Source organism: Massilia sp. 9096 (genome assembly GCF_000745265.1).
Classification (GTDB): Bacteria; Pseudomonadota; Gammaproteobacteria; order Burkholderiales; family Burkholderiaceae_D; genus Telluria.
The window spans coordinates 1,759,334-1,771,692 of the sequence record NZ_JQNN01000001.1; the positions used below are offsets into that span (position 1 = coordinate 1,759,334).

Below are 12,359 nucleotides of genomic sequence, written 5' to 3' on the forward strand. Positions count from 1 at the left end.
CGGTTGAGTTCGCTAACAGCGCAACACGACTCGGCAGCGCATCATGAAATCGTTTTCACAACAGCGCTCATATGCAATAATACTAAACGCTGCTTGTTCCACCACCACATAGGCTGGCGTGACGCGGACCGGGCAGCCCTATGTTTGATCGCCTAGGCCAGAAGTTGTCCAGACATCTGTTGTGCATAAACAAAACTTTCAGACTTGTAAGGAATTGTAGAAAGTTTTATGGTAGCGTACAACAACCAGTGTTAAGACGATCACTTTCACTGGGGTATCAGCAGTTCATAGAGTTAGCAGTTTATAAAAACACACATACCTTGATAATCGGGGGAGACGTATGAAGTTCCAAAGAACCGCAATCGCGGCCGCGGTTGCGCAAATCGCTGTCCTTTCCAGCAACGCAGCCTGGGCCCAGCAAACCGTCGATGCGGCGCAAACCGCCGGCGCTCCGCAAGCAAACGTCGTGGTCGTCAGCGGCCAGCGCGCCGCCCTGCAATCGGCACAGAAAATCAAGATGAACTCGGACGAGGTCGTCGACTCGATCGTCGCCGAAGACATCGGCAAACTGCCTGACCGTTCCATCACCGAAGTGCTCAGCCGCGTCGTCGGCGTGACCATGGACCGCAGCGCCCAGGGCGACCCGCAGCACCTGGCGGTCGAAGGTTCGGGCATCTCGATCCGCGGCCTGTCGTACGTTGCGTCGCAGCTGAACGGCCGCGAGTCGTTCTCCGCAGGCGGCGGACACAGCCTGAGTTTCTCCGACGTGCCGCCCGAGCTGATGGCCGGCGTCGACGTCTACAAGAACCCGTCCGCCGAAAACATCGAAGGCGGCATCTCGGGCCTGGTCAACCTGCGCACCGCGCTGCCGTTCGACTTCAAGGGCTTCAAGGGTTCGCTGACCGGTTCGGAAAGCTACTCGACCCTGCGCAAGGGCGCACCGGCGCCGAGCGGCTCGCTGCTGCTGTCGAACCGCTGGAACACCCAGTACGGCGAATTCGGCGCCCTGATCGACGTCGCCAAGTCCAAGACCAAGGTGCGCAACGACGAGATGTTCGTCGACCCGTACTATCCGCACGTCGGCGCCGGCCCGAACGGCACGGACCTGTATATCCCGAAGGGCGCCGAGTGGCGTTCGCAGGCGTATGACCGCGACCGCCGCGGCGACTACGCCGCCTTCCAGTGGCGTCCGACCAAGGACGTCACCGCCGCCCTGACCTACTTCCGCTCGCGCTACACCGAAGACTGGTCGGAAGAGGCGCTGCTGGGCCAGGAAACCAGCTGGTACGACATGCAGGTGGCCAACGGCGTGTTCAGCCCGACCGGCGCCTTCCTGGCCGGCACGATCAGCGATCCGAACAACGGCGGCATCAACTACAACACCGACCACCGCGTGTCGGACCGCCAGTCGAGCACCCAGGACTTCTCGCTGAACGTGCAATGGCGCGTGAACTCGGCCTGGACCGTCACCAACGACTTCCAGCGCGTGATGTCGCAGACCCATGCGCTCGATTCCGACGTCGCCACCGGCATCAAGCTGCCGAGCCAGACGCTCGACCTGCGCGGCGACCAGCCGACCTACACCTTCAGCCCGAGCGACATCGCGTACCTGGCCAATCCGCAGAATTACTACTGGGCCTACACGATGGAGCACCTGGACCGCCAGGAAGCCGACAGCAAGGCCTGGAAGACCGACGTCAAGTACTCGTTCGACAATCCGGTCCTGCGCGACATCCGTTTCGGCGTGCGCCTGCAGAACCTGAACGGCCTGAACCGCATGACCAACCCGAGCTACAACTGGCAGGGCATCACCCAGCCATGGAACGTCGGCAGCGGCAACGGCAACATCACGAGGCAGGCTTTCCTGGGCGACCCGCGCTTTTCGGGCGGCACCGAACTGGGCACCTTCCCGAACTTTTTCAACGGCGACGTGAAAGTGCCGGCAGCCGTGTTCCCGACCGATGCCGTGGCGCGTAACTACCCGAACAGCTACTCGACGCTGCACGGCTACTACCAGGCGCTGTGCGCCGTGCCGGGCACCTGCGCGGCATGGGTGCCGGCCGGCTTCGCCAACGACCCGGCCGCCGTCAACAAGCAGGACGAGAAGACGCGCGCCTTCTACACCCAGCTGCGCTTCGGCTTCGACGACTTGAAGTACCCGATCGACGGCAACATCGGCCTGCGCTACGTGAAGACCACGACCAATTCGTCGGGCTACACGGTGTTCACGCCGCCGTCGAACCTGCCGAGCGGCCCGAACGTCACCGGCGCGAATCTGGTTCCGATTTTCGGTGCGCTCGCTACGCCGATGGCCTACGAGACCAACTACCACAACTTCCTGCCCAGCCTGAACCTGCGCTTGAAGTACAACGACCAGCTGCAGTTCCGCTTCGCGGTGGCCAAGTCGATGTCGCGTCCTGACTTCAACCAGCTGCAGGCCTACACGACGCTGGCCGAAAGCGTGCGCAGCACCAGCACCGGCACCGGCACCAACACACAGACCAACGTCACCGGCGCCAACCTGACCGGCACCGGTACCGGCAACCCGCTGCTCAAGCCGACCACCGGTATCTCGGAAGACCTGACCGCGGAATGGTACTTCGCCAAGGCAGGCTCGCTGACCTTCGCCGTGTTCAACAAGAACCTGCACGACATCGTCGTCAACACGCTGTACAACTACAGCCTGAACGACACCGCCGGCCAGGCCCACAACTTCACGGTGACCGGCCCGGCCAACGGCGCGCACGGTTATGCGAACGGTATCGAGATCGCGTACCAGCAGTACTACGACTTCGTGCCCGACTGGCTGCGCGGCATCGGCACCCAGGCCAGCTTCACCCTGGTCAACAGCAAGCGCCAGCTGAACAACCCGGTCAGGAGCGCCTGGTGCACCGGCGGCGCCGCTGCCGACAACCTGAACCTGGCGATCAACGGTTGCGACACCAACATGCAATCGTTCGGCGACCTGCCGCTGCAGGGCCTGTCGCGCAAGACGGTCAACTTCGCGGTCATGTACGAGCGCGGTCCGATCCAGACCCGCCTGGCGTACAACTGGCGTTCGCGCTTCCTGCTGGGCGTGAACAACTTCGGCACCAACGGCACCGACGCCATCGACCTGAACCCGAACAGCCCGACCTTCCGCAACATTACTGCCAACAACGACCAGGCCTACGGCCTGCCTTTGTACCAGGAAGCCTACGGCCAGCTGGACGGTTCGATCTTCTACCAGTTCACGCCGAAGTTCCGCATCGGCCTGGAAGCCCAGAACCTGACCAACACGACGGTCAAGCAGACCATGGTGCAGCACGTCGGCAACCTGGGCCACGCCTGGTTCACGACCGGCCCGCGCTACACGGTTCAGGCATCCTACGACTTCTGATGTAGCCTCTCCGGCCGCGGACGGTTTTGCCGTCCGCGGCTTTTTCATTTGTGGCAAACTAAGCGCTTTCGCACCCTACGGATAAGGAAACCAACATGCAAATCAACGGCGAAATGATCATCGGCCGGCGCATCGTGCGCGGCAGCGCGGGCAACGTGCGCGCCTACGACCCGGCCAAGCACGCGACGCTCGAACCGGAGTTCGGCATAGCCACGGCCGACGACCTGGCCGCCGCCTGCGCGCTGGCCGGCGACGCCTTCGACGCCTACCGTAACCTGCCGCTCGAGCAGCGCGCACGCTTCCTCGAGACCATCGCCGATCGCATCATGGACATCGGCCCGCTGCTGCTGGAACGCGCCGGCCAGGAATCCGGCCTGCCGCCGGCGCGCCTGGAGGGCGAGCGTGGCCGCACCTGCAACCAGCTGCGCCTGTTCGCCAAGGTCGTGCGCGACGGCCACTTCCTGGAAGCGACCCTGGACTCCGCCCTGCCCCAGCGCACGCCCCCGCGCCCGGACCTGCGCATGCGCAAGATCGGCCTGGGCCCGGTCGCCGTGTTCGGCGCCTCCAACTTCCCGCTGGCCTTTTCCGTCGCCGGCGGCGATACCGCCTCGGCGCTGGCCGCCGGCTGCCCGGTCGTGGTGAAAGCCCACAACGCCCACCTGGGCACCTCGGAGCTGGTCGCCAAGGCGATCCGCCAGGCCGCCGAAGAATGCGGCATGCCGGAAGGCGTGTTCTCGATGGTGATCGGCGAAGGCTACCAGATCGGTCTGGACCTCGTGACCCACCCGGCCATCAAGGCGGTCGGCTTCACCGGCTCGCGCCAGGGCGGTCTCGCGCTCGTGAAAGCGGCCGCGGCGCGCAAGGAACCGATCCCGGTCTACGCCGAGATGAGCAGCATTAACCCGTTCTACCTGCTGCCGAACGCGCTCGCCGCCGGCGGCCAGAAGCTCGCCCAAGGCTTCGTCGATTCGCTGACGATGGGCGTGGGCCAGTTCTGCACCAACCCGGGCCTGGTCATCGCCCTGGCCGGCGAGCAGTTCGACGCGTTCCGCAGCGCCGCCGCGCAAGCGCTGGGCGTGAAACCGGCCGGCACCATGCTGACCGCCGGCATCCACCAGGCTTACTCGAGCGCGGTCTCGAAGCGTTCCGGCATCGCCGGCGTGCAGCTGGTCGGCCAGGGCAGTGCCGAAGGCCAGGGCTGCGCCGCCCAGGCCGCGCTGTACCAGACCGATGCCGCCACCTTCCTGGCCAACCCTGACCTGGAAGAAGAGATCTTCGGACCGGCCTCGCTGATGATCGCCTGCCGCGACGAAGCCGAGCTGCTGGCCGTGACCGAGCACGTCGAAGGCCAGCTGACCGCGACCCTCCACGCCACGCCTGAGGACCGCGCGGTCGCCGCCAAGCTGCTGCCGATCCTCGAGCGCAAGGCCGGCCGCATCCTGTTCAACGGCTTCCCGACCGGCGTCGAAGTGTCGTACGCGATGGTCCACGGCGGCCCGTTCCCGGCCACCTCGGACTCGCGCACCACCAGCGTCGGCGCGACCGCGATCGAGCGCTTCCTGCGCCCGGTGTGCTACCAGGACGTGCCGGCCGAGCTGCTGCCGGTCGAGCTGGGCGATGCCAACGAGCTGGGCCTGACCCGCCTGGTGGACGGCCAGCTGAAGACCGCTCAGTAAGCATCCCTGCCGCGCCGCGCGGCGCGGCAATAAAAAAGCCAGGCGATTCGCATCGCCTGGCTTTTTTTCATCGAAGCGCCCGCAAGCGCCCCGGACGCGCCGTCAGTGGTTATGCCGCGGCATGTCCTGGCCGACGTTGTGGTACTTGAGCGCCATCTCCATCACGGCGCCGGTGTGCAGCTGGCCGACGGTCGAGCGGTAGATCTCCTGCCATGGGGTCTGGTTCGGCGGGATCGGCGGCGGCGCATCCTTGCGGCGCTGGTCCAGCTCTTCATCCGACAGCAGCACGTTGCAGGCACCGGTATTCAGGTCGACGCGCACCACGTCGCCGGTGCGCAGCAGCGCCAGGTTGCCGCCGGCCGCGCTTTCCGGCGAAGCGTTCAGGATCGACGGGCTGTCCGAGGTGCCGGACTGGCGGCCGTCGCCCAGCGTCGGCAGCGCCGTGATGCCCTGCTTGATCAGCGCGTCGGGCGGTTGCATGTTCACGACCTCGGCCGAACCCGGCCAGCCGATCGGGCCCGAGCCGCGGATCACGAGCATGGTGCGCTCGTCGATGCCCAGCGCCGGATCGTTGATGCGGTGGTGGTAGTCGTCCGAGCCGTCGAACACGACGACCTTGCATTCGAAGGCGTTCTCGTTGCCCGGCTCCGACAGGTAGCGCTGGCGGAAGGCTTCCGAGATCACGCTGGTCTTCATGATCGCGAAGTCGAACAGGTTGCCCTTCAAGACCATGAAGCCGGCCTTTTCCTTGAGCGGCTGGTCGAATGGGCGGATCATCTCGCGGTCCCAGCTCTCCCTGCCGACCAGGTTCTCGGCCATGGTCGTGCCGGTGACGGTGGTGCGCCTGGAGCGCAGCAGGCCCTTTTGCTCGAGCTCCCACATGATGGCGGGGGTGCCGCCGGCGCGGTGGAAGCGCTCGCCCAGGTATTTGCCGGCCGGCTGCATGTTCAGCAGCAGCGGCACGTCGTAGCCGACCTCCATCCAGTCCTGCGGCGTGATCTCGACGCCGGCGTGGCGCGCCATCGCGACGATGTGCGGCTGGGCGTTGCTCGAGCCGCCGATCGCGGCGTTGACCACGATCGCGTCCAGGAAGGCGTCGCGGGTCAGGATCTGCGACGGACGCAGGTCCTCGAAGGCCATGCCGACGATGCGCTTGCCGGTTTCATAAGCCATCTGGCCGCGCTCGCGGTACGGGGCCGGAATCGCCGAGCAGCCGGTCAGCGACATGCCGAGCGCCTCGGCAACCGCGTTCATGGTCGACGCCGTGCCCATCGTGTTGCAGTGGCCGGAAGACGGCGCCGAGGCGGTGGCGATGTCGATGAACTTCTGTTCGTCGATCTCGCCGGCGGCCAGGCGGCGGCGGCCCTTCCAGATCGCCGCGCCCGAACCGACCAGCTCGCCCTCGAACCAGCCGTCCAGCATCGGACCGCCGGACAGCACGATGGCCGGGAGGTCGACCATGGCCGCGGCCATCAGCTGGGCCGGGGTGGTCTTGTCACAGCCGGTGGTCAGCACCACGGCGTCGATCGGGTAGCCGTGCAGGATCTCGACCAGGCCGAGAAAGGCCAGGTTGCGGTCCAGCGCGGCGGTCGGGCGGCGGCAGTTCTCGAAAATCGGGTGCAGCGGGAATTCCATCGGGATGCCGCCGGCGTCGCGGATGCCTTCGCGCACGCGCTTGGCCAGCTCAAGGTGGATGCGGTTGCACGGCGTCAGGTCGCTGCCGCTCTGGGCGATGCCGATGATCGGCTTGCCAGAGCGCAGCTCGTCCGGGGTGATCCCGTAGTTCATGAAGCGCTCGAGGTAGAGCGCGGTCATGTCGATGCGCTCCTGGTTGTCGAACCAGTCCTGGGACCGGAAGCGCCGTTTGGCTTTTTGATCAGTCATGCTCGTCTCTTAATCCTCTAACTTCAAGTGTCGCTGCGGCTGGCCTGCGACCTCCGCGCGGAAGGTGAACAGCGCGCCGGCCAGGGGTTGCGCCGCCAGTTCCTCGTTCGAGAGGCCCTTGCGCGCGCTGGTCGCATACACGGTGCGCAGGTCGGCGCCGCCGAAGGCCAGCTTGGTGATGTTCGCACAAGGGAAGCGCAGCTCGCCCACCTTGCGTCCCTGGGCGTCGAAGCGGTCGATGCGCCAGCCGCCAAAGGTCGCGACCCAAACGAAACCGTCGGCGTCGACCGCCATCCCGTCCGGATAGCCGCCGTCCTCGATGGTCGTGAACTGGCGCTTGTTCGATACATTGCCGTCGGCGTCCACGTCAAACGCGTAGACGCGCTTGTCCAGCGTATCGGTGTGGTACAGCGTCCGGCCATCCGGGCTGGTTGCCGGCCCGTTGGTGATGATATACCCATCGTCGGCGGTCGCGACGCGCGCGCCGTCGAACCGGTACAGTTTGCCGGTCGGGTGCTCTTCCGCGTCGTGCATCGAACCGAACCACAGGCGCCCGTCCGCGTCGACGAAACCGTCGTTGAAGCGGTTGCCGGTTTCGTCGGCCTCGACCTTGGCCAGGGGGACGAAGCTGCCGTCGGCTTCGATGAAGCGATACAGGCCATCCTCGAGCGAGCAGACCATGCCGCCGTCCTCCGTGGGCACGATGAAGCTGACCTGGCCCGGCGCGTCCCAGCTCTGGCGCTGGCCGCCGTCAGGGGCGCAGCGATGCACGCGGCGGCCTTTGATGTCGACGAACCAGACGCACTGGCGCGCCGCATCGAACAGCACGCCCTCGCCCAGCGTGGCGCCGACTTCCCACAGCGCCTGCGGGGCGCTGCCGATGGTCGGGGTGCTCATGCCGTCCCCGCTCATGCGCCGTACCAGCCGGCGTCGACGAAGTACTCGCGGCCGCTGCAGTGGCGCGCGTTGTTCGACGCCAGGAACAGCGCCAGCGCGGCCACGTCGTTCATCTGCACGCGCTCGGGGATGCACTGGCCGGCCAGGATGCGGGCTTCCTCTTCCGGGTTGTGCCACAGCTTCTTCTGGCGCGGGGTGACGACGGCGCCCGGGATCACGGTGTTGACGCGGATGCCGTCCTTGCCCAGTTCGCGCGCCATCGCGCGGGTCATGCCCTCGATCGCCGCCTTGGCCATCATGTACAGCGACAGCTGGGTGTGCGGCAGGTGCCAGGAGATCGAGCCGAAGTTCAGGATCGCGCCGTGGCCGCGCGCCTTCATCCCGGCGATGACGGCCTGCGAGCAGAAGTACATGTGGCGCAGGTTGACGTTCATGCGGCTTTCCCAGTATGCCGGGGTGACGTCGGCGATCTCGTGGCGGTCGTCGTTGGCCGCGTTGTTGAGCAGGATGTCGACGCCGCCGGACTCCTGTTCGATCTGGGCGAAGACGGCTTTGAGCTCGTCCAGGTTGGTCAGGTCGCACTTGATGAACTTCGGCGCCACTTTCGATCCGGCCAGTTCAGTCTCCAGCTCGCGCGAGGCTTGCTCGGCGATGTCGAGGAAGTAGACGCGCGCGCCCTGGCCTGCAAAGGCCGTGGTCAGTTCGCCGCCGATGCCGCTGCCGCCGCCGGTGATGACGACGGTCTTGCCGGCCAGGTCCGGAAAGGTCGCGTAGACGAACGCTTCTTGTTGGGTTTGTTCAGCCATGTCTCTCTCGTGTTTTGGTTATTTGGCGCCCAGCAGTCCGCGCTGGGCCAGGTTTGCGTACAGGGCGCGCACGCCGAAGGTCCAGGGCTCGATCTGGTCGCTGCGCTGGACGGTGTTGACCAGGGTGCCGATCGCCGGGGTCGAAATGCTGACGCGATCGCCGGCATGGTGGGTGAAGCCGCCGCCTTGCGCGTCGCGGTCCTTGATCGGCGAGAACATCGTGCCCAGGAAGAGCATGAAGCCGTCCGGGTACTGGTGGTGCTTGCCGCAGGTCTGGCGCACCAGGTCGAGCGGGTCGCGGCTGATCTCGCGCATGAAGCTGGCGCCGGCCAGCTCGAACTTGTCATCCACGCCTTCGATCAGCATGCGCACTTCGCACTCGCGCACGGTGTCGATGGTGAAGTCGCCGTCGAACAGGCGGATGAACGGGCCGATCGAGCACGAACCGTTGTTGTCCTTGGCCTTGCCCAGCAGGAGTGCGCTGCGGCCTTCGATGTCGCGCAGGTTGACGTCGTTGCCGAGCGTGGCGCCGACAGCTTCGGCGCGGCTGTTCACGGCCAGCACGATCTCCGGCTCCGGGTTGTTCCAGTGCGAGGCCGGGTGCAGGCCGACCGCGGCGCCGTGGCCGACCGAGGACATCGGCTGCGACTTGGTGAACACTTCGGCGTCCGGGCCGATGCCCACTTCCATGTACTGCGACCACAGGCCGCGCTTCGACAAGTCAGCTTTCAGGCGCATCGCCGCTTCGCCGCCCGGCTCGAGCTCGGACAGGTTGGTGCCGATGGTGGCCTGCAGGTCGGCACGCAGCGCCGACGCGCGCGCCGGGTCGCCCTTGGCCTGCTCTTCGATCACGCGTTCCAGCAGGCTGACCGCGAAGGTCACGCCGGCGGCCTTGATCGCCTGCAGGTCGCACGGGGCAAGCAGCTTGAGGCCATCCTGGCCGCCCTGGCCTTGTTGCGCGGCCGCGACCAGCGCAGCCGCATCGCCCAGGTCTTCGCCCTCGGCGCCGCGCACGATGTCCAGCAGGTCGCTGCGCTCGAGCAGGTCCGAGACGGTGGCGGCGTGGCGCGTGATGTCGACCAGGCGGCCTTTACGCACGGCCACCACGGCCGGGCCTTCGCTGCGCAAGACGCGCCCGACCAGCAGGGCGCGCTCCAGGTCCTGGGGCAACGCCGGAGTTTGATTCGTCGTCATGGGTTTCCTCGTGATTGAACTTATGCCACCGTCAGCGTAGCCTGTTTCAGGTCGACGCTGTTCGGACCGGCGAAAATGGTGAACGTCCCCGGCTCGACCACGCGCTGCATGTCGGCGTTGTAGAACCACAGGTCGGTCGGCTTGATGTCGAAGGTGACGGTGCGCTGCTCGCCCGGCTCGAGCGTCACGCGCTGGAAGCCCTTCAGCTCGAGCACGGCGCGGGTCACCGAGCTGACGTCGTCGCGGATGTACATCTGCACGACCTCGTCGCCGCGGCGGGCACCTAGGTTGCGCACGTCGACCTGCACGCGCGTCGTGCCGTTGGTCGCGATACTGGACTTTTCCAGGCGCGGCGCCGAGATCTCGAATCTGGTGTACGACAGGCCGTAACCGAACGGGAACAGCGGCGTGGTGACGTCATCGATGTAGCCGCGGCGGCTGCTTGGCTTGCGGTTGTAGAACATCGGCAGCTGGCCGACGTTGCGCGCGATCGTGACCGGCAGCTTGCCGCCCGGGTTGGCGCGGCCGAACAGCAGGTCGGCGATCGCGTGGCCGGTCTCCTGGCCCATGTACCAGCACTCCATCAGTGCATGGGCATTCTGGTTGAGGTAGTTGACGGACAGCGGACGGCCGTTCAGCAGCAGTACCACGGTCGGCTTGTTCAGCGCGAAAATCGCGCGCGCCAGGTCGTTCTGCTGGCCGATCAGGTCGAGCGAGCTGCGGTCGCCCAGGTGGTTGTCGGCCCAGGCTTCGCGCGCGGTCTGCTCGTTGTCGCCCAGGACCATGACGATGGTGTCGGCCCCCTTGGCCGCTTCCACGGCTTCGGCGATCAGGCGCTGGTTGACTTCCGGCTTGGTGAATTCGATCTTGTCCTGGCCCCAGACGTGGCCTTCGGTCAGGCGCACGCCTTCGGCATACGACAACTGGAAGCCCTGCGACCTGGCCTCTTCCTGCAAGCCTTCGAGCACCGAGACCACGTGGCGCGGCACGTCCGAATAGCCGCCGATCGGGGTGTCTTTCGCATGGGTGCCGACCAGCAGCATCTTGCCGACCTTGCGGCCGTCCAGCGGCAGCAGGTTCTGGTCGTTCTTGAGCAGCACGGCGGTGCGGCGCGCCGCTTCGCGCGCCAGCGCGATCGCTTCCGGCGTGGCGGTGCGGGCGTCGGCCTGGGCGGCGTCGGCGTACGGGTCTTCGAACAGGCCGGCTTCGAACTTCAGGCGCAGGATGCGGCGCACCACGGTGTCGATCTCTTTTTGCGAGATCTTGCCCTCGCGGACGAGCTCGGCCAGGAAGGCGAAACCGAGCGGGTCCGGGGTCTCGATGTCGACGCCGGCCTTGAGCGCGCGGTAGCCGGCTTCCTTGGGCGAGGCGACCAGGTGGTGGCGGGTCTGCATCTCGGCCACGGCCATGTAGTCAGACACGGTCACGCCCTTGAAACCCCACTCCTCGCGCAGGACCTTGGTCAGCAGCCAGCGGTTGGCGTGCGACGGGATGCCGTCGATCTCGTTATACGAGGGCATGACGGCCGCGATCTTGGTTTCCTTGATGATCTTCTCGAACGGCGGGAAGAAGTCTTCGCGCAGCGTGCGCTCGCCGACGTTGGCCGGGCCGATGTTGGTGCCCGACTCCGGCTGGCCGTGGCCGGTCATGTGCTTGAGGGTCGCGTAAACCTTGTCCTTGGCCAGCGGCAGGGTGTCGCCGGAGAAGCCCAGCACGGCCGCCTTGCCCATCACGCCGCACAGATGCGGGTCTTCGCCGTAGGTCTCTTCGATACGGCCCCAGCGCGGCTCGCGCGCCACGTCGACCACCGGCGCCAGCGCCAGGTTGGCCCCGCGCGCGCGCATCTCGCGCGCTGCGCTGGCGAACACCTTCTGCACCAGCTCAGGGTCGAAGGTCGAAGCCAGGCCGATCGCCTGCGGGAAGCTGGTGGACTCGCGCGCGACGTAGCCGTGCAGCGACTCCTCGTGCATGAACAGCGGGATGCCCAGGCGCGTGTTCTCCAGCGCCCACTTCTGCACCGCGTTGACGTATTCTGCGGTTTCGCGCGGGCCGCGGTGCTTGACTTCACCGCTGTCGCCGGCGGCGCTGGCCTTGCCCAGCTGGCGGTCCGATGGACGCGCGAACATGCCCATCCCGTTCGGGTAGGCCGCGCTGGCCTTGGCCGGCGAGAAGCTGGTGTCGTCGTTCTGGATGTCGCCCTTCTTGATCCACAGGCACTCCATCTGGGCGATCTTCTCGTCCAGCGTCATGCGGCGCAGCAGGTCCTCGACGCGCGCCTCGACCGGTGCGTTCGCGCGCTTGTAGACCGCGTTCTTCAAGTCGCCCGTGCTTTGTCCTGCAGCCTTGGCCGCGGCGGCCCCGGCCATGCCCGGCACCGCCGCCAGACCGGCGATGCTGCCCACCGATGCCAGAAATTCCCTGCGTTTGATAGCCATACTCTCGTCTCCACTGCTTGTTGTTTTGGATGTCGCCGGCGCCAGGCGCGCTGGCGGAGGTGTTGCCGATGCGGCCCGCCGTGCTAGT

The 12,359-nt window shown here is 66.5% G+C and carries 7 protein-coding genes; 2 read left to right on the forward strand and 5 right to left on the reverse strand.

Going from position 1 to position 12,359, the window contains the following annotated elements:
* Window positions 1-340: 340 nt before the first annotated feature.
* Together FA90_RS07600 and FA90_RS07605 are read left to right on the forward strand one after the other, a co-directional pair.
* Entirely contained in the window at window positions 341-3,379 is a 3,039-nt protein-coding gene (locus FA90_RS07600) for a TonB-dependent receptor (protein ID WP_036167563.1), read from the forward strand.
* A gap of 95 nt (window positions 3,380-3,474) precedes the next feature.
* Window positions 3,475-5,055, forward strand: coding sequence for an aldehyde dehydrogenase (NADP(+)) (locus FA90_RS07605; RefSeq protein WP_036167572.1), 1,581 nt, complete (start codon window positions 3,475-3,477; stop codon window positions 5,053-5,055).
* Between the two features lie 102 nt (window positions 5,056-5,157).
* Here FA90_RS07605 and FA90_RS07610 read toward each other — a convergent pair whose 3' ends face one another.
* The 5 genes from FA90_RS07610 to FA90_RS07630 are packed head-to-tail and all read right to left on the reverse strand — an operon-like array spanning window position 5,158 to window position 12,271.
* Complete coding sequence (locus tag FA90_RS07610) at window positions 5,158-6,939, reverse strand: IlvD/Edd family dehydratase (protein ID WP_036167575.1); 1,782 nt, start codon at window positions 6,937-6,939, stop codon at window positions 5,158-5,160.
* Window positions 6,940-6,948: 9 nt separating this feature from the next.
* Entirely contained in the window at window positions 6,949-7,836 is an 888-nt protein-coding gene (locus FA90_RS07615) for an SMP-30/gluconolactonase/LRE family protein (protein WP_036174698.1), read from the reverse strand.
* Window positions 7,837-7,847: 11 nt separating this feature from the next.
* Window positions 7,848-8,642 carry an SDR family NAD(P)-dependent oxidoreductase gene (locus FA90_RS27200; protein ID WP_036167576.1) on the reverse strand — a complete coding sequence of 265 codons (795 nt, stop codon included), beginning with the start codon at window positions 8,640-8,642 and terminating at the stop codon, window positions 7,848-7,850.
* Between the two features lie 18 nt (window positions 8,643-8,660).
* Window positions 8,661-9,836: a fumarylacetoacetate hydrolase family protein gene (locus FA90_RS27205; protein ID WP_036167578.1), complete on the reverse strand. Its 1,176-nt coding sequence runs from the start codon at window positions 9,834-9,836 to the stop codon at window positions 8,661-8,663.
* Between the two features lie 20 nt (window positions 9,837-9,856).
* Complete coding sequence (locus FA90_RS07630) at window positions 9,857-12,271, reverse strand: glycoside hydrolase family 3 N-terminal domain-containing protein (RefSeq protein ID WP_036167580.1); 2,415 nt, start codon at window positions 12,269-12,271, stop codon at window positions 9,857-9,859.
* Window positions 12,272-12,359: the final 88 nt, after the last annotated feature.